The following is a 23,218-nucleotide window of genomic DNA, read 5'->3' on the forward strand; positions in this document are numbered from 1 at the left end:
CCCCCGGCCCCGCCCCGGCTGCCGCTGGCGACCCTGCCCCGGCTCCCGGTGGCCGCCCCGCCTCAGCCCAGCTGCCGGTAGCGGCCCCGGAAGTACAGCAGCGGGCCGCCGTCCGCGCCGGGCAGCTCCGCCGTGAGGACGCGGCCGATCACCAGGGTGTGGTCGCCCGCCGCCACCGTCTGCTCGGTGCGGCACTCCAGGGCGGCCAGCGCGCCGCCGATCAGGGGCGCGCCGCTCTCCCGGCCGCGCGACCAGGGGATGTCCTCGAACAGCAGCCGGTCGCTGATGCGGCCCTTCATGGCGAAGCGGCCCGCGATGTGCCGCTGGCTCTCGGTGAGGACCGACACGGCCCACAGGGGCTGCTCGGCGAGCAGGTCGTCCATGCGGGAGCCCGTGCGCAGGCTGACCATGACCAGGGGCGGTTCCAGGGAGACCGAGAGGAAGGCGGTGGCCGTCATGCCCGCGTCCTCGCCGGCCGGCGCCATCGGGTCGTCCGGGTCCAGCGGGGGCTCCTGCGCGGTCACCAGGACCACGCCCGCGGCCAGGCGGGACATGGCGGCGCGGAACTCGTCGTTGCTCACCCCCACAGGATGAGGGGTGGACGGGACGGGAGGGGGCTGTGTGTTCAAGGTCAGATCGGCAACCACACGACTGACGCTAGTGCCGGACCGGGCCGCGGCGCATCGGCCCCGGGGCCGAGACCGGTCCTAGGCCGAGACCTAGGACTCAGCCGACTCAGCCGACTCTGCGGACTCAGCCGACTCTGCGGATTCCGCGGACTCTGCGGACCCCGCGGAGTCCGCGGGCTCCGTTTGTGTCCCGGTCCGTCACCCACCCCTTCCTCCTGCGTCCCACCAGCGCAACGGAGCCTCATGTTCCGGTCTTAACCATGCGCCCTCACCTGTGACTTGAGTCACAGGGCCCATATTTTGTTGACCCTGTGTACCGGGTGGGCAGCTCGCTGTGATTCAGTGACCGTGGCAATCAGACAGACGCTGAGGGCACGGAAGCACAGCACCGTACGTAGAAGTACGAAGGCGTACAGCACCGTACGAAGCCAGAAGAGTCACGAAGAGTCAGAGATTACGGACACTGAGGACGCTGCGGATCCTGGAGTTGCTGTCGAGGTCTCGGGGAGAGCGAGCATGGAGACCGAGTCGGAGCCGTACGTCCGTCTTGCGACCCTGCGGCAGCTGCACCAAGTGGTGGCGGACCTCAACACGGCCCGCAGCCTCGCGGACACGCTGCAGACCGTCGCCGACGGCGTGGTGAACGGCCTGGGCTATGAGCTGGCGTGCGTCAACCTCGTGCGCCCGGACGGCGACCTCGTCGTCGCCGCCTTCGCGGGCAACCCCGCCGCCGAGGCGCTCATCACCGGCCGGGTCGGCTCCCGCGAGTCCTGGGACCGCCGCCTCGCCATGGGCGAGCCCTGGGGCGCCCTGCGCTTCATCCCGCACACCGAGGGCTGGGTCCTCGACGAGGACGACGTACCGCAGTGGTACACCGAGGGCCCCGAGCCCCGCTTCGAGGACGAGTGGCACCCCTCCGACCGGCTCTTCGCCCCCATGTACGCGACCGGCGGCTCCGGCGGCGAACTGCTCGGCGTGATCTCCGTCGACCGCCCGCGCAACGGCCGCAGGCCCGGCGCCTGGGGCCGCGAAGCCCTCCAGATGTACGCCTTCCAGGCCGCGATCGCCATCAGCAACGCCCGGCTGCGGGCCAACATGCAGCGCGCCCTCGTCCGCCTGGAGCGCGAGCAGCAGGCGCTGCGGGCCAGCGAGGAGTCCTTCCGGCAGGCCTTCGAGTACGCGCCGAGCGGCATGGCCATCGCCGAGATGGGCGGCGACCAGCACGGCCGCATCCTGCGCACCAACGACGCGCTGTGCCGGCTGCTCGGCCGCCCCGCCTCCGCGATGCGGCGCTACTCGTTCTCCGACCTGGTCCACCCCGAGGACATCGGCACGCTCCTGCGCACCTCCGCCGAGGGCGGCCGCGCCGAGCTGCGCTTCGGGCGCCGCGACGGCACCTACGTCTGGGTGTCGCTGCGCAACTCCGTCGTCGCGGACGCCGCGGACGGGCCCCGGTTTCTGCTCACGCACGTCGAGGACATCGAGGAGCGCAAGCGGCGCGAGCTCCAGCTCGCGCACCGCGCCTCGCACGACTCGCTCACCGGCCTGCCGAACTCCGCCGAGCTGCGCGCCCGGCTGAGCGCCCGTCTCTGTCGCCGGCCGCACGCGGGCCGGCCGAGCACGGTGGACTCGCTCGATGCGGCGTACGACAACAGCGGCCTGTACGGCGGCGCCGCCGGTCACCCGGCCGGGCACGGGCACGCCGCCCCGCCCGGCGCGCACCACGGCGCCCAGGGCGACTTCGACCACCACGTGCACACCGTCGCCCCGCCCGACGAGACCGAGGCGGACGACGGCACGAAGGGGCTCGCCGTCCTCTTCTGCGACCTCGACGGCTTCAAGTCGATCAACGACCGCTTCGGGCACCACACGGGCGACGCCGTCCTCATCGAGGTCGCACGGCGTCTGACCAGCGGCGTTCGCGACGGTGACACGGTGGCGCGGCTCGGCGGCGACGAGTTCGTGGTCCTCGCCGACGGGCTCGGCCGGGCCGACGCGCAGGACCTCGCGGTGCGGCTGCGGAACGCCATCATCCCGCCGATCAGGGTCGAGGGCCGGGCCGTGCGCGTGGGCGCCAGCTTCGGCATCGGCTGGGCCCACTGCGGGATGTCGGCTGATGAGGTGTTGCACTCCGCCGACCAGCGGATGTACGTCGAGAAACGTTCCCGTGCCAAGCAGCACCGGCGGGCCGGATAGGTCCCGTACGGGGAACTTGTTGATGTCGACGGCACCTTGGGCGGTCACCTGGAGCGGGTAGGCTCGCCCGCATCCGCGATGCGAGGGAGTGACCTGCGAATGACGCCCGGCAACAACGGCGAGCAGACGCCGAACGCGCCACAGGGCGACGACGACCCGTTCGGCTATCTGTACGCCGACGGCCAGGCGGCCGGTGCCACCCCGCCCCCTGGAGGCGGCGGCTACGGCTACCCCGGGCCCCGGTCCTCGTACCACCAGGTGCGCCCGGTGGGCGAGCGGCAGTACGGGCAGCAGCCGCAGCAGCCCCCGGCCCAGGGCGGCTACGGCTACCCCCCGCAGCAGCACTACGGCCAGCCCAGCGCGCACTACACGGCCCCCGAGGCCCAGCCCGGCGCCACCGCCCCCGTCCGGCAGGTGCCGCCCCCGGCCCCCGCGGGGCGCGGCCGCGGGCCCAACACCAAGGGACTGCTGATCGGCGCGATCGCCGTCGTCGCCGTGGTGTCGCTCGGCATCGGCGCGGCCATGCTCACCGGCGGCGACGACAAGGGCGACGACAACAAGGCCGGGCCCTCGCAGCGGCAGAGCGAGTCCGCCGACCCCAGCCCCAGCGCGTCCAAGGGCAAGGACAAGCCGGACAAGAAGACCGAACTGCCCGAAACGGATGCCAAGGCCCTCAAGCTGGAGGGCGGCACCACCACCGCGTCCGACATCGACGGCGCCAAGTCCGCCGACGGCGTGTACGTGGCCGGGCTCAACAAGGTCGGCGCGCAGGTCACCTGGACCGTCAACGGCATCCCCAAGGACGGCGCGTACACGGTCTTCGTCGGCTACGGCGTGCCCGGCAAGGCGGCCGAGACGACCCTCGTGATCAACGGCACGCCGTCCCCGCGCAAGCTCAACATGGACAACTTCGCGCACGCGGAGGACGGGGCCTGGGACAAGGGCTGGACGAAGACGTTCGCCTTCGTGGAGCTGAACAAGGGCACGAACACGATCTCCGTGTCCTGTCAGCAGGGCGACAAGTGCGACGTGAACCTGGACCAGATGTGGCTGAAGGCGGGCCACGTCAAGGGCTGACCCTTTGCGGCGCTTCGCGCCTCGTCCTCAAACGCCGGACCGGCTGAGTGGCTTGCTGTCAGCCGGTCAGGTGGAGGAAGTGGCTGACTACCTCCACCATCGCTTCCCGCGCGGGGGTGAGGTACTTGCGGGGGTCCACCGTCCCTGTGTCTTCGGCCAGGAAGTGGCGTACCGCGCCGGTGAAGCCGGTGTTCAGGGCCGTGCCCACGTTCACCTTCACCACACCGGCGGCGATCGCCGCGCGGATCTCCGCGTCGGGGACGCCGCTCGACCCGTGCAGGACCAGCGGCACGGGAACCCGCGCGCGCAGGGCGCGGATCAACTCGTGGTCCAGGGACGCCGAGCGCTCCGTCATGGCGTGGCTGGAGCCCACCGCGACGGCGAGCGCGTCGACCCCGGTCTCGGCGACGTAGGCGACGGCCTCGTCGGGATCCGTGCGCACGCCGGGCGCGTGCGCGTCGAGGGGTGCCTCGCCCTCCTTGCCGCCCACGCGGCCCAGCTCCGCCTCGATCCAGATGTCCCGCTCGTGGCCCCAACGCACCGCGTCCGCCGTGGCCTTCACGTTCTGTGCGTACGACAGCTTCGAGGCGTCGAACATCACGGAGCTGAAGCCCGCGGGGTGCGCGGCCCGCAGCAGGTCCACGTCCGTGACGTGGTCCAGGTGCAGCGACAGGGGGGCCGAGGAGGCGCGGGCGACGGCCGCGGCGGCCTGCGCGAGCGGGGTGAGGTCACCGCCGTGGAACCGCACCGCGTTCTCGGATATCTGGAGCACGGCCGCGCGGCCCGCGCGCTCCGCGCCGAGCGCGATGGCCTCCGCGTGCTCCAGGGTGATGACGTTGAAGGCGGCGAGGCCGCGCCCCTCGGCACGGGCCCGGCCGACGAGCTCGCCGGTGCTGATCAGTGGCATGGTGCCCTCATTCCCGGGCACGCGCGGCCCGTGTCGCCCAACCCCGTTACGCGGCCGACGCCTTGCCGCTCACCGTCACCTTCGACAGGACGTCCTCGTACACCGTCCGGTCGAACTCGCCCGCGGCGGGCGTCGCGACGGTCGCCGACGCCAGGGCCGCCGCCCGGGCGAGCCGCTCCGGCCAGGCCAGGCCCTCCACGAGCCCGGAGAGCAGGCCCGCGACCGCCGAGTCGCCCGCGCCCGTCGGATTGCCCCGCACGGCGGCGGGCGGCGTCGCCCGCCAGGTGCCCTCGGGGGTGACGGCCAGGAGGCCGTCGGCGCCGAGGGAGGCGACGACGGCGTGCGCGCCCCTGCGGCGGGCGTCGCGGGTGGCCCGCGACGGCTCGTGGGCGCCGGTGAGTTCGGCGAGCTCCTCGGCGTTCGGCTTGACGAGGTCGGGGCGGGCGGCGACACCGCGGCGCAGCGGTTCGCCGCTGGTGTCGAGCAGCACGGGGACGCGCGCGGCGCGTGCCGCGCGCACGAGGAGGGCGTACGCGCCGACCGGGACGCCCGGCGGCAGGCTGCCGCACAGGGCCACCGCGGTGACGCCGCCGCGCACCAACTCCTCGTAGGCGGTGAGGAATCCGGACCACTCGGCGGGCGACACGGCCGGGCCCGGCTCGTTGAGCTGGGTGGTGTCGCCGGTGCGGGCGTCCACGACGGCCAGGGTGCGGCGGGTCGGGCCCTGGACGGGGCGCAGCGCGTCCACGAGGCCGGGGGTGCGCGTGAGGTGCTCGCGCAGGGTGCGCCCGGTGGGGCCGCCCGCGAAGCCGGTGACCGTCACCGTGTGGCCGAGCGCGGCGAGCACCCGTGCCACGTTCACGCCCTTGCCGCCCGCGCGTTCGGTCACCTCGGTGACGCGGTGGGTGGTGTGGGGCGTGAGGGCGGGGACGCGATAGGTGAGGTCGAGGGCGGCGTTGAGCGTGACCGTGACGATCACTGCTTCACCCCCCGAAACCCCTGACCCAGGACGCCGGATGGCCCAGGACGTCCCATGCGCCCGCCGCGTACGGCTGCGCGCTCACTGCTTGCGGTGTTCGGGGCCTGATCATGCCAAAAAGAAGGCGGTTGGCCCAGACCTCGGGGCCAACCGCCTCACTGCGACCGGTTCGCGCGGCACCGCGCGCGCCTCACCGCGGGTCGACGACCCACTCGCCCTTGCGCAGCACGCCCTTGAGCGCGAAGTCCGCGTCCAGGACGACGAGGTCGGCGTCCTTGCCGGGCTCCAGGGAGCCGACCCGGTCGTAGATGCCGAGCACCTTCGCCGGGGTCGCGGAGATCGCGGTGACGACGTCCTCGACGGGCAGCCCGTCGATGGTCACGGCGCGCTGGAACGCGCGGTCCTGGGTGAGGGTGGAACCCGCGATGGCGCCGCCCTCGGCGAGCCGCGCGACGCCGTCGGACACCACGACCTCCAGCGGGCCGAGGTGGTACGTGCCGTCGCCGAAGCCCGCCGCGTCCATCGCGTCCGTGATGAGCGCGACGCGGTCGGCGCCCGCGCGGTGGAAGGCCAGCTGGAAGGCGGCCGGGTGCAGATGCGTGCCGTCGTCGATCAGCTCGACGGTGACCCGCTCGTCCTCCAGGAGGGCGGCGATGGGCCCCGGCGCGCGGTGGCCGAGCCCCGGCATCGCGTTGTACAGGTGCGTGGCCACGGTGGCGCCCGCGTCGACGGCCGCCGCCGTCTGCTCGTACGTGGCGTCGGTGTGGCCGATCGCGGCGACCACGCCGTGCTCGGCGAGCAGGCGCACGGAGTCGATGCCGCCGGGCAGTTCGGTGGCGAGGGTGACCATCTTGGCCTGGCCGCGGGCCGCGTCGATCAGCTTGCGGACCTCGGCCGGGTCCGGGTGGCGCAGCAGGGACTCGCTGTGCGCGCCCTTGCGGCACGGCGAGATGAACGGGCCCTCGAAGTGGACGCCCGCGATCTCGCCCTGCTCGGCCAGCTCGCTGAGCAGGCCCGCGCGCTGCGCCAGGGCGTCCATCTCGCCGGTGACCGTGGAGGCGACGAGGGTGGTCGTGCCGTGCAGGCGGTGCGTGTGGACGCCGTGCAGGATGTCCTCGACCGTGCCGTTGGTGAAGGACGCGCCGCCGCCGCCGTGGTTGTGCATGTCCACGAAGCCGGGGACCAGCCAGTGGCCGGTCAGGTCGAGCGTCTCGGCATCCGCGGGAGCGCTCCCCACGATGCGTGTGCCGTCCACGATGACGCGGCCGCCGGACACGGTCCCGGTGGGCAGGACCACCCGGGCACCGGCGAGAACCTTGCTAGTGGCCATCAGGTGGATACCTCCGGGGATGCGTCGGTGGGGGTGGTGGTGGATGTATCGGTACGGGAGCCCTCCGGCGTGAGCAGGTCCCAGGCGAGCAGGCCCGCGCCCAGGCAGCCGGCGGCGTCGCCGAGCGCCGCGGGGACGATCCCGGGCAGCGTCTGGAACTGCACCACGCGGTCCGCCACCGCCTGGCGCAGCGGCGTGAACAGCGTGTCCCCGGCCTCCGCGAGGCCGCCGCCGACGATCAGCGTGTCGGGGTCCAGGAGGGTGAGGGCCGTCAACAGGCCGTCGGCGAGGGCGTCCACGGCGTGCTGCCAGACCTCGGCCGCGCGCGGGTCGCCGGAGCGCACCGCCTTGGCGCAGTCCGCGGCGTCCGCCGCCGGGTCGCCGCTCGCCTCGGCCCACGCCTTGCTCACGGCGGACGCCGAGGCGAGCCGCTCCAGGCAGCCGCGCTGGCCGCAGCCGCAGGGCGGGCCGCCGGGCCGGACGACGATGTGGCCGATCTCGCCCGCCGAGCCGTGCGCGCCGGGCTCGATGACGCCGTCGATGCCGATGGCGCCCGCGATGCCGGTGCCGAGCGGCACGAACAGGAAGCGCGCCGTGCCCCGGCCCGCGCCGAGGCGGCCCTCGGCGAGGCCGCCGGTGCGCACGTCGTGGCCGAGCGCCACGGGGACGCCGCCGAGGCGGGCGCTGATCAGATCGCGCAGCGGTACGTCGGTCCAGCCGAGGTTCGCCGCGTACACGGCGAGGCCGCGCTCGGCGTCGACGATGCCGGGGACCGCGACGCCCACCGCGGCGGCGGGCTCGCCGAGGTGGGCCACGCCGTGGGCGCGCAGCTCCCCGGCGAAGTCCAGGATCGACTCGACCACGGCGTTCGCGCCGCGCTCACGGCCGGTGGGGCGGCGCGCCTCGTGCAGCAGCGTGCCGTCCGCCCCGACCAGGGCGGCCTTCATTCCGGTGCCGCCCACGTCCAGGGCGATGACATGTCTCACGGGGACAGTGTCGCGTGTGACCCCACAAGAGGTCTAGTCCAGTGTGCGCACCGTCCCCGTCCCGGGTCCGGCTAGCCGAGGACGACGCTCCGGGTCAGGTTGCGCGGCCGGTCGGGGTCCTGGCCCCGGTCCTCGGCGAGCCGCACGGCCAGGCGCTGGGCGCGGACCAGCTCCGCCAGGGGGTCGACGTCGGTGCGCGCCACCAGCTCGCCGCCGACGCGCGCGACGTCCTCCGCGAGCCCCTCGGGCAGCGCCCCGAACATCCACGCCACGCGGCCCGGCGCGGTGATGGAGATCGGCCCGTGCCGGTACTCCATGGCCGGGTACGCCTCCGTCCACGCGCCCGCGGCCTCCCGCATCTTCAGGGCCGCCTCCAGGGCCAGCCCGTACGTCCAGCCGCGGCCGAGGAACGTCCACTGCTCCGCCGCGACCACCGCGTCCGGCAGCGGCTCGGCGACGGTGCGCTCGGCGTCCGCCGCGGCCTCGGCGACCGGCTTGACGCCCGGGACCGCGCCGAGCCCGGCCCGCAGGAAGGCCAGGGCCGTGGTCGCGAACCGGGTCTGCACGACGGACTCCTCGTCCGCCCAGTCCAGGACGGCCACCGCGTCGGCGGCGGCCATGACCGGCGTCTTCGGGTCGGCGGTCAGGGCCAGCGTCGGCACGGTGCCCCGCACTCGCCCGAGCAGGTCGAGCACCTCCGTCGTCGTACCGGAGCGGGTGATCGCCACGACCCGGTCGTAGCGCCGCCCGGTGGGGAACTCCGACGCCGCGAACGCGTCCGTCTCGCCCTGCCCGGCGGCCTCCCGCAGGGCCGCGTACGCGAGGGCCATGAACCACGAGGTGCCGCAGCCCGTCACGGCGATCCGCTCGCCCGGCTCCGGCAGCCCGGCGAAGGCCGCGGCGCTCTCGGCGGCCCGCCGCCAGCAGTCGGGCTGGGTGGCTATCTCATTTGCGGTACGCGACATGTGCCAAGGCTCCTTGCCGGTGCGGGAGTTGTGCCGGGCGCCGCGGGGGCGGCGCCCGGAGCAGTGCTTAGCAGCAGGACGACCGGGCGGGCAATGGGTGACCACCGTTGCAGAAGCGATACTGGGGTGGTGTAGACCTGGTGTGTCGACGCGGGGGAGACTCGCGTTCCGGTAAGTCTCGGCAAGGGTGGGAAAAAGCGGTGCAGCGGCGCGTGACAGGCCTTACGGCGGCGGTGGCCGCACTGAGCATGGCGGCGCTGCTCGCCGGATGCGGCGAATCGGGCGGATCGGGCGATGTGACCCTCAAGCTCGTGGCGGCCGACTACGGCGACTCGGCGGCGAACAGCTCCAAGAAGTACTGGGGCGAGCTGGCCGAGAAGTTCGAGGACGAGCACCCGGGCATCAAGGTCGACGTGACCGTGTACTCCTGGACTGACGTCGACCGCAAGGTCAAGGAGATGGTCGCGGACGGCGAGGCACCCGACCTCGCGCAGATCGGCGCCTACGCGGACTACGCGGCACAGGACAAGCTGTACAGCGCCGACGACGTGCTCTCCATCCCGACCCAGGCCGACTTCCTCGCGCCGCTGGCGAAGGCGGGCGTCTTCAACCGCGTCCAGTACGGCATGCCGTTCGCCGCGTCCACGCGCCTGCTGTTCTTCAACGAGAAGCTCTTCAAGAGCGCCGGGGTCACCCCGCCGGAGAGCTGGAGCGAGCTCCAGGCCGCCGCGAAGAAGCTCAAGGCGCGCGGCGTGAAGATCCCGTACGCGCTGCCGCTCGGCCCCGAGGAGGCGCAGGCCGAGACGTACCAGTGGCTGCTCAGCGGGGGCGGCGGCTACACCGACAACGTCGGCTCGTACGACTTCGACTCCAAGCAGAACGTCAACACGTTCAACTGGCTGAAGAACGAGCTGGTCGGCAAGGGCCTGACCGGGCCGACGCCGCCCGGCAAGCTCAACCGCGCCGAGGCCTTCGCCGCCTTCACACGCGGCGAGGTCGGCATGCTCAACGGCCACCCGACGCTGATGCAGATGGCCGCCAAGAAGCACCTGAAGTACGGCATGGTCCCCATGCCCGGCGTCAACGGCAAGGCCCAGTCCACGATGGGCGTCGCCGACTGGATGATGGCCTTCAAGGAGAACGGCCACCGCAAGGAGATCCGCGAGTTCCTCGACTTCGCGTACTCCAAGGACAACGTCCTGGACTTCTCGCGCGAGTACGACCTCCTTCCGGTGACCACGTCGGCGTCCCAGGAGATGGCCGACGACAAGGCCGACGCGAAGAAGCTCGGCGGCTTCCTGGAGGAGCTGCCCGCCTCCCAGCTGTACCCCGTCGGCAAGACGTCCTGGGCGCAGGTGTCCGTGCAGATCAAGAAGTACATCGGCAAGACCGTCGACCCGAACGGCGACCCGCAGGCGATCCTGAGCCAGCTCGACGCGAAGGCGGCGGCGGAGGAGAACGCGAGCTAGCGTGGACCGGGTGAACGGCGTGCCCGATGCGGAGCCCCCCGCGCCCGAGCCCTCCGGGGCCGGGGGCGGCCTGTCCGCGCGGGCCAGGGCCGTGCTCGCCCTGGAGCGGCGCAACTGGAGCGGCCCCGGCGCCAAGGAGCGCGCCATCCGCGAAGAGCTCGGCCTGGCCCCGGTGCGCTACTACCAGCTCCTCAACGCCCTCCTTGACGACGAGCGCGCCCTGGCCCACGACCCGGTCACCGTGAACCGCCTGCGACGGGTACGCGCCGCACGCCGCGCGGAGCGCTGACGCTAGGGTCGGTCCCATGGGCGACGACCGCACGCACTCCCCGTACGAGCCACTGACCCCCGCGGGCCGCGACGGCCTCGCCGCGATCCTGGCCCGCCCCGAACGCGCCGTGATCGCCCTGGACTTCGACGGCACGCTCGCGGCGATCGTGCCGGACCCCGAACGGGCCAGGGCCCACCCGGACGCCGTCCCCGCGCTCGCCGCCCTCGCCCCGAGGGTCCGCTCCGTCGCGGTCGTCACCGGCCGCCCCGCGGGCGTGGCCGTCCGCCACGGCGGCTTCGCGGGCGTCCCCGGCCTGGAGCACCTCGTCGTGCTCGGGCACTACGGCGCGGAGCGCTGGGACGCCGTCACCGGCACCGTGCGCGCGGCCGAGCCGCACCCCGGCGTCGCCGCCGTACGGGCCGAGCTGCCCGGCTTCCTCGACGCGATCGGGGCCTGGCGGGGCACCTGGATCGAGGAGAAGGGCCGGGCCGTCGCGGTGCACACGCGCCGGGCCGAGGACCCCCAGGCCGCCTTCGACGCCCTGCGCGGGCCCCTCGGCGAGCTCGCCGCCCGCCACGGGCTGATCGTGGAGCCCGGCCGGATGGTCCTGGAGCTGCGGCCGCCCGGCGTGGACAAGGGCGTGGCCCTCACCGAGTACGTACGCGAAGTGGGCGCCGAGTCGGTCCTCTACGCGGGGGACGACCTCGGGGACCTGCCCGCGTTCGCCGCCGTGGACAAGCTGCGGGCGGACGGCGGGGTGCGGGGGCTCCTGGTGTGCAGCGGCAGCGCGGAGGTCGCGGAGCTCGCGTCCCGCGCCGACCTGGTGGTCGAAGGGCCCGCCGGCGTGGTCGGGCTCCTGACCCGGCTGACCGCCGACCTCGCCTGAACGGCGCGGCTAGGACTCCAGCGCCGCGAGCTGGTCCAGGAACCAGCGGGCGGGCGGCAGGGCCGTGGCCGCGACGGCCAGGCGCTTGGTGCGTTCGGCGCGCTCCGCTGCGGGCAGCAGCAGGGCCTCGTGGAGCGCGTGGGCCGTCCCCGTCACGTCGTACGGATTCACCGCGAACGCGTCCTCGCCGAGCTCCTCATAGGCCCCGGCCTCGCGCGACAGCACCAGCGCGCAGCCCTCGTCGGAGACGACGGGGACCTCCTTGGCGACCAGGTTCATGCCGTCCCGGATGGGGTTGACCAGGGCCACGTCGGCGATCCGGTACGCGGCGAGGGAGCGCGCGAAGTCGTCCTTGACGTGCAGCACCACCGGCGTCCAACCGGCCGTGCCGAAGCGGGCGTTGATGCCCTCGGCGACGCGGGAGACCTCCGCCGTGTAGGAGCGGTAGACCGCGAGGTCCTGCCGCGAGGGGTAGGCGAACGCGACGTGCACCACCCGCTCGTGCCACTCGGGGTGCTCGTCGAGCAGCAGCTCGTACGCCCGCAGGCCCCGGACGATGTTCTTCGACAGCTCGGTGCGGTCCACCCGGACGATGACCTTCCGCCCCGCGCCCACCTGCTCGCGCAGGCTCACGAGCCGCTCCTCGACGTCCGCGCGCCGCGACCGCTCCCGCAGGAAGTCCGCGTCCGCGCCGAGCCCGTGCACCCCGATCCGCGTCCCCGACGTGCCGCCGAGCAGCCGCACGCAGCAGTCCGTGAACGCGTCCGCCCACCGCCCGGTGAGGAAGCCGAGCCGGTCCGCGCCCAGCATGCCGCGGAGCAGCCGCTCGGCGATGTCGTCGGGCAGCATGCGGAAGTAGTCGACGGGCGCCCACGGGGTGTGCGAGAAGTGCCCGATCCGCAGGTCGGAGCGGAGCTCGCGGAGCATCCCCGGCACGAGCGCGAGGTGGTAGTCCTGCACCAGGACCGCCGCGCCGGGCGCCGCGCTGTCGGCGAGCACCTCCGCGAAGGCCTGGTTGTACTGCTCGTAGGCGGCCCACTGGGCGCGGAACTCGGGGCCGAACTCCGGCTCCAGAGGCGTCTGGTACAGCATGTGGTGCACGAACCACAGCACCGAGTTCGCGATGCCGTTGTACGCCGCCGCGTGGGTCTTCGCGTCGATGTCGAGCATGCGCACGCCGGGCTCGGAGACCCCGCGCCGCACCGCCTCGCGGTCGCCGTCGCCGAGCGCGGAGCACACCCACAGCGCGTCCGCCTCGTCGCCGATGGCGCTGAGCCCCGACACGAGCCCCCCGCCGCCGCGGCTCGCGGTCAGCTCGCCGTCGTCCCCGACGGCGTACGAGACGGGGCCGCGGTTGGACGCGACGAGGACTCGGGCGGCGGCGTGAACGGAGACCATGTTGGCGAACCTAGCCCGAGCCGGGTCCACGTAAACGCGCACCCGTGCGAGTGGCTCCTCACTTGGCCGACTCGACGGGAAGCCGTCCTGCCGGGAAGCCGCCCTGTGGGGCAGCGCCCCAAAGGGGCGCGGGGAACTGCGCGACCAGCCCCCGACAGCCCGCAGACAAAATCCAGCCTCGCCCCGCAGGACCGTTCAAGCCACGCGCCGCGCTTCGTACTCCTCGATCTCCGTCATCGGCGGCCGCTCCTCCGTGTCCACCGGATACGTCCGCGGCTCGAAGCCCGACGCGCCCCGGACGAACTGCGTCAGCTCGGGGCGCACGAGATGGGCGCGGGCGAGCCGCAGCTGCGCCGTGCGGTAGATCGACGCGGCCATCCGGCCGAGCGCCTGCCCGTCCTGGTGGCGGTGCTTGCGCACCCCGACGTCGACCTGCGCGAGCGCGTCCAGGCCGACGGTGTGCAGCGCGTCCACGAGCAGCCCGAGCTCCACGCCGTACCCGACGGGGAAGGGCAGGCGCTCCAGGAGCGACCTGCGGGCCGCGTACTCGCCGCCGAGGGGCTGGACGAAGCCCGCGAGCTGGGGCCAGTGCATGTTGAGCAGGGGGCGCGCCATCAGCTCGGTGACGCGGCCGCCCTGGCCCGCCGTGGCGCCGGGGCCCTCGCCGTCGGGGTCGCCGGGGGCGCCGGGGCCGTCGAGCATCGTCAGCGGGCGGTCGTACATGGCCTTCACGAAGTGCACGTCCGGCTCGGTGAGCAGCGGGCCCACGATGCCGGTCACGAAGTCGGCCGAGAACTCCTTCAGATCGGCGTCCACGAACGCGATCACATCACCGTGCGTGACCAGGAGCGACCGCCACAGGACCTCGCCCTTGCCGGGCACCGCCGGGACGCGCGGCAGGACGTCGTCCCGGCGCACGACCCGGGCGCCCGCGGCGCGCGCCACCTCGGCGGTGCGATCCCGCGAGCCGGAGTCCACCACCACGAGCTCGTCGACCAGGGGGATCTTCTCGACCAGCTCGCGACGGATCTCCGCGACGATCTCCCCGACCGTCCGTTCCTCGTCGAGCGCGGGCAGCACGACGCTCACCGTGGTGCCCGAGGCCCGCTTCGCGGCGGTGAGACGGTCCAGCGGGCGGTCGGTCACGGACCAGGAACGCCTGCTCAGCCAGCGCTCGACCTCTTCCAGCACGCGGGTTCCTCCCGTTGGTGGCCGTATGTGATCCATCTCGCGGTTCGGACGACTATCTCAACTGTCCTGGCCGTCGGTTACAGTCTTGAACAAGGCCGGTGACCATCGCATGTCGGGGGTCGCCGTCCGTCACGGGTGCCACTGGCGCCCCGCGTACAACAACCGAATACCGCTCATCCAGAGGGGCAGAGGGATACGGCCCGTTGAAGCCCCGGCAACCCTCCAGCCGGTCTCGTAGCCGCCACAGGCGCACCGCGAGGCTCCCGGCTCGGGAAGGTGCCAATTCCGTCTCGTGGCGAGATGCGCCGCGAGGAAGATGAGGAGAAAGGGCCTCGCCTCCATGGCTGTGCAGACCGTCGACACCACGTCCCCCGAGGGCACCGCGGACGCCACCGTCGACCTGGGACCCGCCTCGGGTCTCTCCTGCCGCGAGTGCGGCACCGTCTTCCCGCTCGGACCGATCTTCGCCTGCGCCGAGTGTTTCGGCCCGCTCGAAGTCGCCTACGACCTCCCCGTCGGCGACCCCGAGGCGCTCCGGGCCAAGATCGAGTCCGGCCCCGCGAACATCTGGCGGTACGCCCCGCTGCTGCCCGTCCCCGCCGACGTGGCGGACAAGCCGAACCTCAACCCCGGCTGGACCCAGCTCGTCAAGGCCGACAACCTCGCCCGCGAACTGGGCGTCGAGCAGGGCAAGTTGTTCGTCAAGGACGACTCCGGCAACCCCACGCACTCCTTCAAGGACCGCGTCGTCGCGCAGGCCCTGGAGGCCGCGCGCGCCTTCGGCTTCACCACGCTGTCCTGCTCCTCCACGGGCAACCTCGCCGGGGCCGTCGGCGCCGCCGCCGCCCGCGCGGGCTTCCGCTCCTGCGTGTTCATCCCGCACGACCTGGAGCAGGGCAAGGTCGTCATGGCCGCGGTCTACGGCGGCGAGCTCGTCGGCATCGAGGGCAACTACGACGACGTGAACCGCTTCTGCTCCGAGCTCATCGGCGACCCGCTCGGCGAGGGCTGGGGCTTCGTCAACGTGAACCTGCGGCCGTACTACGGCGAGGGCTCCAAGACCCTCGCGTACGAGATCTGCGAGCAGCTCGGCTGGGAGCTGCCGGACCAGCTCGTGATCCCGATCGCCTCCGGCTCGCAGCTCACGAAGATCGACAAGGGCCTGAAGGAGCTGATCAAGCTCGGTCTGGTCGCGGACAAGCCGTACAAGATCTTCGGCGCCCAGGCGGAGGGCTGCTCGCCGGTCTCCGCCGCCTTCAAGGCGGGCCACGACGTCGTCCGCCCGCAGAAGCCGAACACCATCGCCAAGTCCCTCGCCATCGGCAACCCGGCCGACGGGCCGTACGTGCTCGACATCGCCCGGCGCACCGGCGGCGCGGTGGAGGACGTCACCGACGAGCAGGTCGTCGACGCGATCAAGCTCCTCGCCCGCACGGAGGGCATCTTCGCGGAGACCGCGGGCGGCGTGACCGTCGGGGTCACGCGCAAGCTGATCGAGGCCGGTCTCCTCGATCCCTCGCTGACCACGGTGGTCCTCAACACCGGTGACGGCCTGAAGACCCTCGACGCGGTCGCCGCCACCTCGCAGGCGACCGCGACCATCCGGCCGAGCCTGGATGCGTTCCGCTCCGCGGGGCTTGCGGGCTAGCGCCGTAGAGTCGCAGGTCCTCATTTCGTCAGCGGGTTCGCTGTGGCTGGTCGCGCCCCCGCGGCGGAGCCGCACATCGACATAGCCCCGCGCCCCCTGGGGCGCTCCCGTACCGGGTGCCCTGTCTGAACTACCGAGGTGAAGAGTATGAGCGTCAACGTTCGCATCCCGACCATCCTTCGTACGTACACCGGCGGTCGGGCGGAGGTCTCCGCCGAGGGCGCCACCCTCGCCGAGGTCATCGCCGACCTGGAGAAGAACCACGCCGGGATCGGCGCCCGCGTCCTGGACGACCAGGGCAAGCTGCGCCGCTTCGTGAACGTGTACGTCAATGACGACGACGTGCGTTTCGAGCAGGGCCTCCAGACCGCGACGCCCGACGGCGCGGGCATCTCGATCATTCCGGCGGTCGCCGGCGGCTGAGCCGTTCCGGAACCGCCACGGGGAACTCGCGGGGCCGTTTCGTATACAACGGCTCTTGTTCCTACGCAGAGTTACCTCGATTGCCCCCTCCGCGAGAGAAGCGGAGGGGGCAATTCTGCATGGTTGAGCGCGGTACAGTTGGGAATGGAGCTTCGTTTTTGATGTCGGGCGGCATGAGTCGCCTCGGTGAAGTCGGCCGCGGAGCCGACAAGAAGCAGCCAAAGTGTCCTGCCTATTTGAGCCGAACGTGGCTTTTGTCTGGCCCGACTTGCCCTGAACGCCGGTGAATTCTCCGCATATCGACGACCGGCCGTGCCCAGAATTCTCGTCCGATTGACCTGTTGCAGACGGCAGTTGGACAGATACATTCAGCCGCGGTCGACGCGTTCCGGCGCACATCCCCCAACCCATGGGGGGTGAGGTCTGACCCGGGTCCGTGAAGTGCGGTCCTGCGCAAGGGCCAGTAATAGGGGAGTTAGGCATGGCTCAGGGCACCGTCAAGTGGTTCAACGCGGAGAAGGGATACGGCTTCATCGCGGTCGACGGTGGTGCGGATGTATTCGTCCACTACAGCGCGATTCAGATGGACGGCTACCGCACCCTGGAAGAAGGTCAGCGAGTCGAGTTCGAGATCTCGCAGGGCCAGAAGGGTCCGCAGGCGGACATGGTCAAGCTCGCCGTCTGATCGGCTTGGCGCGATCGGCCACCAGCGACGCGTGGGCCCGCCTCCCGGTTCGGGAGGCGGGCCCTCCTCTGTTGGGCCCCGCTCCAGCCGGGGCCCGGGGCCCCCGCCGACGCCACCGCTCCGCGGCGGATCCTCCCCGCCCACCCACCCGTGACCAGGCGGCTGCGCCGCGCGGGCGGCCCGTCCGCCCTGTCGTCCGTCGCTCGGGTGCGGGCTGTCGCCCCCGAGGCCGCCGCTGCCGCGGCGGGTGCCCTCCCACCCACCCATGGCCAGGCGGCTTCGTCGTGCGGTGGGTCGTCCGTCCTGTCGTCCCTCGTGTGCGGGCTGTCGCCCCCGCTGGCGCGGCGGGTGCCTCCCACCCGCCCACCCATGGCCAGGCGGCTGTGCCGTGCGGCGGGGCGTTCGCCCTGTCGTCCGTCGCTCGTGTGCGGGCTGTCGTCCCCGCTGGCGCGGCGGGTGCCTCCCTCCCTCCCGCCCGCCCGTGGCCAGGCGGCTGTGCCGTGCGGCGGGGCGTTCGCCCTGCCGTCCCGTCGTCTCTCGGGCGCGGGTTGTCGCCCCCGGCGCCGCCGCTCCGCGGCGGATGTCTCCCACCCACCCGCCCGTTTGCTCGGCGGTGCACTGTGCGGGCGGGGAGGTGGCCTCTCGCTCGTGCTGTGAAGCTGCCTGGTCATGGGTGGGCGGGTGGGAGGGCATCCGCCGCGCCAGCGGCGGCCTTGTGGGTTCCGGCTCGCACCCGAAGGAAGCCGGTTTGCTCGGCCGTGCGCGGAGCGGCGGTGTTGTGGGCGGCGGCCCGCGCCTGGCGGGCGGTGGGGGCTGAAGGGTGCCGGTTTGCCCGGCAGGGCACTATGCGGGCAGGGAGGTGCCCTCGTGCTCACGCTGCGGGCTGGCTGGTCATGGGCGGGCGGGTGGGGAAGATCCGCGGCGGCGGCAGCGGCAGCAGCAGCAGTGGTAGCGGCGGCGTCGGCGGCCGGGGTCCGCGCCCGGCGGGCGGTGGGCGCCGGGGGAAGCCGGACCCCAGACCGTGGGGGCGACCTTGCACTCGGAGGGGGCGAGTGCTAATCATTGGCGTTAGCACTCTACGAGTGAGAGTGACAGAAGGACCGGGTGGGTGAGGTCCGCAGGCCGGGTGGGGCAAGGAACCACAAGGCAGGCAGACCGTCCGTCGCGGGCGCCGGCGCGGTCCGAGTTTTTCCACCCCTGTCCGGGAGGACCACTTCACATGGCCAAGATCATCGCGTTCGACGAGGAGGCACGGCGCGGCCTCGAGCGCGGCATGAACCAGCTCGCCGACGCCGTCAAGGTGACCCTGGGCCCCAAGGGTCGCAACGTCGTCCTCGAGAAGAAGTGGGGCGCCCCCACGATCACCAACGATGGTGTGTCCATCGCCAAGGAGATCGAGCTCGAGGACCCGTACGAGAAGATCGGCGCCGAGCTGGTCAAGGAGGTCGCGAAGAAGACGGACGACGTCGCCGGTGACGGCACGACGACCGCGACCGTCCTGGCCCAGGCGCTGGTCCGCGAGGGCCTGCGCAACGTGGCCGCGGGTGCCAACCCCATGGCCCTGAAGCGCGGCATCGAGAAGGCCGTCGAGGCCGTCTCGGGCGCCCTGCTCGACCAGGCCAAGGAGGTCGAGACCAAGGAGCAGATCGCCTCCACGGCCTCCATCTCCGCCGCCGACACCCAGATCGGCGAGCTCATCGCCGAGGCCATGGACAAGGTCGGCAAGGAAGGCGTCATCACGGTCGAGGAGTCGCAGACCTTCGGTCTGGAGCTCGAGCTCACCGAGGGCATGCGCTTCGACAAGGGCTACATCTCGGCGTACTTCGCGACCGACATGGAGCGCATGGAGGCCGCGCTCGAGGACCCGTACATCCTCATCGTCAACTCCAAGATCTCCAACGTGAAGGACCTCCTTCCGCTCCTGGAGAAGGTCATGCAGTCGGGCAAGCCGCTGCTGATCATCGCCGAGGACGTCGAGGGCGAGGCCCTGTCCACGCTGGTCGTCAACAAGATCCGTGGCACCTTCAAGTCCGTCGCCGTCAAGGCCCCGGGCTTCGGCGACCGCCGCAAGGCCATGCTCGGTGACATCGCCATCCTCACGGGCGGCACGGTCATCTCCGAGGAGGTCGGCCTCAAGCTGGAGAACGCCGGTCTCGACCTGCTCGGCCGCGCCCGCAAGGTCGTCATCACCAAGGACGAGACCACGATCGTCGACGGTGCCGGTGACTCCGAGGCCGTCCAGGGCCGCGTGAACCAGATCCGCGCCGAGATCGAGAACAGCGACTCGGACTACGACCGCGAGAAGCTCCAGGAGCGCCTGGCGAAGCTCGCGGGCGGCGTGGCCGTCATCAAGGCCGGTGCCGCGACCGAGGTCGAGCTCAAGGAGCGCAAGCACCGCATCGAGGACGCCGTTCGCAACGCGAAGGCGGCTGTCGAGGAGGGCATCGTCGCCGGTGGTGGCGTGGCCCTGCTGCAGGCCTCCTCGGTGTTCGAGAAGCTGGAGCTCGAGGGCGACGAGGCCACCGGTGCCGCCGCCGTCAAGCTGGCTCTCGAGGCCCCGCTGAAGCAGATCTCCGTGAACGCCGGCCTCGAGGGTGGCGTCATCGTGGAGAAGGTCCGCAACCTCACCCCCGGTCACGGCCTGAACGCCGCGAACGGCGAGTACGTGGACATGATCGCCGAGGGCATCATCGACCCGGCGAAGGTCACGCGCTCCGCGCTGCAGAACGCCGCGTCGATCGCCGCGCTGTTCCTCACCACCGAGGCCGTCATCGCCGACAAGCCGGAGAAGGCCGCGCCGGCCGCTCCGGGCGGCATGCCCGGCGGTGACATGGACTTCTGAGCCGGTTCGTTCGGCTCGGGCTCGTCCTTCCCGAGGGCGGCACCTCCTGCTTCCAGCAGGGGGTGCCGCCCTCGGGCGTTTCCCGCCCTACGCCTCCAGGGAGTTGATGAAGGCGGACCAGGCCGGGGGCCGGAAGAGGAGGTGGGGGCCAAGGGGGTCCTTGGAGTCCCGGACGGGGATGACGTCCGGGGGGCCGTCTGCCACCTCCAGGCAGTTGCCGCCATCCCCTGCGCTGTACGTGGACTTGCGCCAGCGGGCGACCTCCAGGCACTCGTTGCCGCCCCCGCCGCTGTAGCTCGATTTGTGCCAGACGGCTGTGCTCAGGTCGTAGTCAGGGTTGCTCCTCATGGCTGTAATCCTGCGCCACTGACTCGAGTAGAGCTAGGGACTTCTCAGGCGGGAGAGCGGCGGCAACGAGGAGTTCGAAGGTGAACCGCAACTGCGCGACTGTTGCTGGGTCGTCCTCCAGCCGTCCGGTTCCGGGCCCTTCGAAGTAGACCAACGGGGCGGCGTCCTCGAAGTCCATCAACCTCATCGGCCCCGACATGGCCTTGTGCGCCCCTCCGTCGAACGGGAGTACCTGCGCGATGATTCGGCCCCGGCGCGTCAGACCCGCCACGTGACGCAAGGCTTCTGCCATCACTGCTCGGCCGCCGGTCTCTCGACGTAGCACTGCCTCGTCAAGTACCACCCACAACAACGGCTTTGTCGGGTGGTTGAGCAGCCGCGTCCGCACCATCCTGCCGTCCACCCACTCGTCGATGGTCTCCTCGGGGGCTGTTGGGTCGTGCGCCCGGTTCACGGCTCGTGCGTACGCGGGCGTCTGGATCAACCCGGGGATCAGCATCGGTGCGTACTGGCGGATCGCCGTAGCGATCTCTTCTGCATCCGCCGCTTCTGCGAAGTGCTCCGGGTACCGGGACTTCGCCGCAGCCTTGCAATTGCGGGTGAAGAAGTCCTCCGTCCCCAGCGCCTCATCCAGCATGCGCGCATGGTCCGGCTGCATCCGGCGCGTACCGGCCTCCAACTGGCCGATGAACGAGCCGCTGACGAAGATGCGGCAGCCAAGCTCCTCCTGGCTGAAGCCGGACTTCTCGCGAGCGTGGCGCAGCTCCGCGCCCAGTAACGCGCGGGGGTTGGACGACGGGTCGAGGTCTTTGGGGCGGGTCATCGGCAGGTAGCTCCTCGGACACCGGGGACTGTTGGGTGGCCTGCGCTTTTCAGGGTAGGCGCGGGTGAACACCCTGGGTGAGGAACGTTGAACACTCAGTAGAAAGGCGTAGGTCATGGCAATGACGGCGGAGGAGAGGGGCCGCGCGGCCGAGGACACGGTGGCCGCGCTGCGCGCGGAGCTGGCCCGGCTCGGGCTGACGCTGCCCTCGCTGCGCGTGGACCCCCTGACGATGGCGGCCGAGGCCCCGTACCCGCTCGTGGAGTTGGGGAGGTGCAACCTCGACACGGCGATGCGCCTCGTGGCCGTGCTGCGCGGGGCGGCGAAGTGAACCCGGGCGAGTACGCCGTGGACGTACGGGACGGCAGCGTCGGCCAGGTGATGGGCCACGAGGGCGGCTACGTACAGCTGCGGCCGGTGGGCGGCGGCCGGGAGTGGGACTGCCCGCCGGAGTCGACGGCCCCGGCGTCGACGGGGGAGGTGCTGCGGGCCCGGGTCCGCCAGGTGAACCGGGAGGGGCGGTTGCCGTGAGGCGTCGTTGTCAGTGACGGGTGACACGGTGGGCCCATGGGACTGTCGATCAGGTTGCACCGGGATCAGTTGACCGGCCTGTGGACCGCCACGGGTGAGGACGGGGAGCGCCCGTCGGTGACGGTGACAGCGGGGACGGCGGATGAGGCGGGCGCGCTGGTTCAGGAGGCATTCGGCGTGGCGGCGTATCGCCCTCCGCCGCCGATGCCGCCCGGGTGGCACCGCTTCAACCTGGTCCACTGCCCGGTAGGGCGGCTTCCCGGGTTCGAGGATCCGCTGTACGACGCGATCAAGGCGAGGCCGCCGCAGGGCTGCACGGTGGAGGCGTTCGGTGAGTACTTCGGTTTGAGGTGCGAGCGGCGGGGCGCGACCTTGCTGGACTCGGTGGGCGAGCTGTGTGCCGAGATCCGGACCGGTCACGGCCTCCTGATGACGGACCTCGGCATCGAGAAGCTGTGGGAGTGGAGCTCGGACGGCGGGACCGACGGATGGGGCGCCGAGATCGTGGGGCAACTGCTCCTCATGGCCGCCGAGCGCGGCCTGGCGCTCGGCTACCGCCCGGCGGAGCTGGTGGGGTTCCTGCGCCGGGCGGTGGGAGCCGCCGGGCCCTAGGCCCGGTCCGTCGCCGCGAGGGCCGTGCGCAGGTGGCCGCCTGACTGGGCGAGGAGGCGCGCCGCCGTGGGGGCGTCGACGGCGCCGAGGATCGTGAGGATCGCGGGCTTGACCTCGCCGTCCGTGGCGGCCAGGGCGCGCTCGATCTCCTCGTCGGAGGCGCCCGTCGCCAGGGCGACGATGCGGCGGGAGCGGGCGCGCAGCTTCTCGTTGGAGGCGCGGACGTCGACCATCAGGTTCCCGTACGTCTTGCCCAGGCGGATCATCGTGATCGTCGAGATCATGTTGAGGACCAGCTTCTGCGCCGTGCCCGCCTTCAAACGGGTGGAGCCGGTGAGGAGTTCGGGGCCGACGACGACCTCGATGCCGTGCTCGGCGGCCGCCGCGAGCGCGCTGCCCGCGTTGCAGGACAGGCCGATCGTCAGGGCCCCGACGGTACGGGCGTGCTCCACCGCGCCGATCGCGTACGGGGTGCGGCCGGACGCGGAGATGCCGACGACCGTGTCGTCGGGGGTGAGCGCGAGCGCCGTGAGGTCCTCGGCGGCCAGGGTTTTGCTGTCCTCCGCGCCCTCGACCGCCGTGACCATCGCGGGCGGCCCGCCCGCGATCAGGCCGACGACGTCACCGGGGTCGGTGTTGAAGGTCGGCGGGCACTCGGACGCGTCCAGGACGCCGAGGCGCCCGGCCGTGCCCGCGCCCGCGTAGACCAGCCTGCCCCCGCGCGCCATGCGCTCCGCCGTGGCGTCGATGGCGGCGGCGATCCGGGGGAGCTGCGCGGCGACGGCGGTGGGGACGGTCGCGTCCTCGCCGTTCATGATCCGGGCGATGTCCTCGGTGGGCAGCCGGTCGATCTCGGCGAGCTCGGGCCGGAAGGCCTCGGTGGTGAGGGACGCGAGCTCGGCACGTAGTTCGCCGTAGCCGTCGGGGGTGGAGGTCATGGGGCAGCGGCTCTTTCAGGGAAAGGGCGGGTGGGGAGGAGCCCGTCCGGCGTTCGAGGACGAGCGCGAAGCGCGATACGCGGT

The 23,218-nt window shown here is 72.4% G+C and carries 23 protein-coding genes and 1 riboswitch; of the genes, 12 read left to right on the forward strand and 11 right to left on the reverse strand.

The features are described from left to right. Positions 1–62: 62 nt before the first annotated feature. Positions 63–581 (reverse strand): flavin reductase family protein, encoded by a 519-nt coding sequence (locus AC5WAM_RS22530; protein WP_495518599.1) that lies wholly within the window; start codon positions 579–581, stop codon positions 63–65. A 564-nt stretch (positions 582–1,145) separates the two neighbouring features. On the opposite strand from AC5WAM_RS22530, the gene cdgB reads away from it, so the two are divergent. Together cdgB and AC5WAM_RS22540 are read left to right on the forward strand one after the other, a co-directional pair. Further along, positions 1,146–2,825 (forward strand): diguanylate cyclase CdgB, encoded by a 1,680-nt coding sequence (gene cdgB, locus AC5WAM_RS22535; RefSeq protein WP_366791241.1) that lies wholly within the window; start codon positions 1,146–1,148, stop codon positions 2,823–2,825. 99 nt (positions 2,826–2,924) lie between these two features. After that, complete coding sequence (locus AC5WAM_RS22540; protein WP_366791242.1) at positions 2,925–3,902, forward strand: carbohydrate-binding protein; 978 nt, start codon at positions 2,925–2,927, stop codon at positions 3,900–3,902. A 58-nt stretch (positions 3,903–3,960) separates the two neighbouring features. Here AC5WAM_RS22540 and AC5WAM_RS22545 read toward each other — a convergent pair whose 3' ends face one another. The 5 genes from AC5WAM_RS22545 to AC5WAM_RS22565 all read right to left on the reverse strand — a co-directional run bounded on the left by AC5WAM_RS22545 (position 3,961) and on the right by AC5WAM_RS22565 (position 9,069). Beyond that, on the reverse strand, positions 3,961–4,809 hold the full coding sequence (locus AC5WAM_RS22545; RefSeq protein WP_495518600.1) for a class II fructose-bisphosphate aldolase: 849 nt from the start codon (positions 4,807–4,809) through the stop codon (positions 3,961–3,963). A 46-nt stretch (positions 4,810–4,855) separates the two neighbouring features. Further along, positions 4,856–5,788: a 1-phosphofructokinase family hexose kinase gene (locus AC5WAM_RS22550; RefSeq protein WP_495518601.1), complete on the reverse strand. Its 933-nt coding sequence runs from the start codon at positions 5,786–5,788 to the stop codon at positions 4,856–4,858. Positions 5,789–5,978: 190 nt separating this feature from the next. Beyond that, positions 5,979–7,118 carry an N-acetylglucosamine-6-phosphate deacetylase gene (nagA, locus tag AC5WAM_RS22555; RefSeq protein ID WP_366791247.1) on the reverse strand — a complete coding sequence of 380 codons (1,140 nt, stop codon included), beginning with the start codon at positions 7,116–7,118 and terminating at the stop codon, positions 5,979–5,981. After that, complete coding sequence (locus AC5WAM_RS22560) at positions 7,118–8,104, reverse strand: ROK family protein (protein WP_366791248.1); 987 nt, start codon at positions 8,102–8,104, stop codon at positions 7,118–7,120. The genes nagA and AC5WAM_RS22560 overlap by 1 nt, the downstream gene beginning before the upstream one ends. A gap of 71 nt (positions 8,105–8,175) precedes the next feature. Beyond that, a complete protein-coding gene (locus AC5WAM_RS22565; protein ID WP_495518602.1) occupies positions 8,176–9,069 on the reverse strand; it encodes an SIS domain-containing protein in 894 nt (297 codons plus the stop codon). A gap of 200 nt (positions 9,070–9,269) precedes the next feature. On the opposite strand from AC5WAM_RS22565, the gene AC5WAM_RS22570 reads away from it, so the two are divergent. Genes AC5WAM_RS22570 through otsB form a run of 3 tightly spaced genes read left to right on the forward strand, consistent with a single transcriptional unit; the run spans position 9,270 to position 11,695 of the window. Next, positions 9,270–10,538: an extracellular solute-binding protein gene (locus tag AC5WAM_RS22570; protein WP_495518603.1), complete on the forward strand. Its 1,269-nt coding sequence runs from the start codon at positions 9,270–9,272 to the stop codon at positions 10,536–10,538. Between the two features lie 10 nt (positions 10,539–10,548). Then, on the forward strand, positions 10,549–10,827 hold the full coding sequence (locus tag AC5WAM_RS22575) for a DUF3263 domain-containing protein (protein ID WP_366791321.1): 279 nt from the start codon (positions 10,549–10,551) through the stop codon (positions 10,825–10,827). 16 nt (positions 10,828–10,843) lie between these two features. Beyond that, positions 10,844–11,695, forward strand: coding sequence for a trehalose-phosphatase (gene otsB / locus AC5WAM_RS22580; protein ID WP_366791250.1), 852 nt, complete (start codon positions 10,844–10,846; stop codon positions 11,693–11,695). Between the two features lie 9 nt (positions 11,696–11,704). On the opposite strand, the gene AC5WAM_RS22585 is transcribed toward otsB, so the two are convergent. After that, complete coding sequence (locus AC5WAM_RS22585; RefSeq protein WP_495518604.1) at positions 11,705–13,093, reverse strand: alpha,alpha-trehalose-phosphate synthase (UDP-forming); 1,389 nt, start codon at positions 13,091–13,093, stop codon at positions 11,705–11,707. 195 nt (positions 13,094–13,288) lie between these two features. Then, positions 13,289–14,284, reverse strand: coding sequence for a glucosyl-3-phosphoglycerate synthase (locus tag AC5WAM_RS22590; RefSeq protein WP_495518605.1), 996 nt, complete (start codon positions 14,282–14,284; stop codon positions 13,289–13,291). 170 nt (positions 14,285–14,454) lie between these two features. After that, positions 14,455–14,607: riboswitch (SAM riboswitch) on the forward strand. Here AC5WAM_RS22590 and thrC point away from each other — a divergent pair. The 4 genes from thrC to groL all read left to right on the forward strand — a co-directional run bounded on the left by thrC (position 14,601) and on the right by groL (position 19,882). Next, positions 14,601–15,932 (forward strand): threonine synthase, encoded by a 1,332-nt coding sequence (thrC, locus tag AC5WAM_RS22595; RefSeq protein ID WP_495518606.1) that lies wholly within the window; start codon positions 14,601–14,603, stop codon positions 15,930–15,932. (Overlaps the previous riboswitch by 7 nt.) A 147-nt stretch (positions 15,933–16,079) precedes the next feature. Further along, positions 16,080–16,355 (forward strand): MoaD/ThiS family protein, encoded by a 276-nt coding sequence (locus AC5WAM_RS22600; RefSeq protein WP_366791254.1) that lies wholly within the window; start codon positions 16,080–16,082, stop codon positions 16,353–16,355. Between the two features lie 481 nt (positions 16,356–16,836). Beyond that, on the forward strand, positions 16,837–17,040 hold the full coding sequence (locus tag AC5WAM_RS22605; RefSeq protein WP_005315736.1) for a cold-shock protein: 204 nt from the start codon (positions 16,837–16,839) through the stop codon (positions 17,038–17,040). 1,219 nt (positions 17,041–18,259) lie between these two features. Continuing rightward, the gene (gene groL / locus AC5WAM_RS22610; RefSeq protein WP_030682188.1) at positions 18,260–19,882 is read left to right on the forward strand and encodes a chaperonin GroEL; all 1,623 of its coding nucleotides are present in this window, start codon (positions 18,260–18,262) and stop codon (positions 19,880–19,882) included. 87 nt (positions 19,883–19,969) lie between these two features. Here groL and AC5WAM_RS22615 read toward each other — a convergent pair whose 3' ends face one another. Beyond that, complete coding sequence (locus tag AC5WAM_RS22615) at positions 19,970–20,230, reverse strand: DUF397 domain-containing protein (protein ID WP_495518607.1); 261 nt, start codon at positions 20,228–20,230, stop codon at positions 19,970–19,972. Continuing rightward, on the reverse strand, positions 20,214–21,053 hold the full coding sequence (locus AC5WAM_RS22620; RefSeq protein WP_138960399.1) for a helix-turn-helix domain-containing protein: 840 nt from the start codon (positions 21,051–21,053) through the stop codon (positions 20,214–20,216). Before AC5WAM_RS22620 ends, AC5WAM_RS22615 begins: the two co-directional genes overlap by 17 nt. Before the next feature lie 115 nt (positions 21,054–21,168). Here AC5WAM_RS22620 and AC5WAM_RS22625 point away from each other — a divergent pair, with 115 nt between their 5' ends. The 3 genes from AC5WAM_RS22625 to AC5WAM_RS22635 are packed head-to-tail and all read left to right on the forward strand — an operon-like array spanning position 21,169 to position 22,196. Further along, the gene (locus AC5WAM_RS22625; RefSeq protein WP_172388107.1) at positions 21,169–21,384 is read left to right on the forward strand and encodes a hypothetical protein; all 216 of its coding nucleotides are present in this window, start codon (positions 21,169–21,171) and stop codon (positions 21,382–21,384) included. Then, the gene (locus AC5WAM_RS22630; protein ID WP_172388100.1) at positions 21,381–21,584 is read left to right on the forward strand and encodes a hypothetical protein; all 204 of its coding nucleotides are present in this window, start codon (positions 21,381–21,383) and stop codon (positions 21,582–21,584) included. The genes AC5WAM_RS22625 and AC5WAM_RS22630 overlap by 4 nt, the downstream gene beginning before the upstream one ends. Positions 21,585–21,620: 36 nt before the next feature. After that, complete coding sequence (locus AC5WAM_RS22635; RefSeq protein ID WP_495518608.1) at positions 21,621–22,196, forward strand: hypothetical protein; 576 nt, start codon at positions 21,621–21,623, stop codon at positions 22,194–22,196. Here AC5WAM_RS22635 and murQ read toward each other — a convergent pair. Beyond that, positions 22,193–23,134 carry an N-acetylmuramic acid 6-phosphate etherase gene (gene murQ, locus AC5WAM_RS22640; protein ID WP_495518609.1) on the reverse strand — a complete coding sequence of 314 codons (942 nt, stop codon included), beginning with the start codon at positions 23,132–23,134 and terminating at the stop codon, positions 22,193–22,195. The two genes, AC5WAM_RS22635 and murQ, sit on opposite strands and share 4 nt — an antisense overlap. Positions 23,135–23,218: the final 84 nt, after the last annotated feature.

It is taken from the genome of Streptomyces sp. JLYT201 (assembly GCF_059448825.1).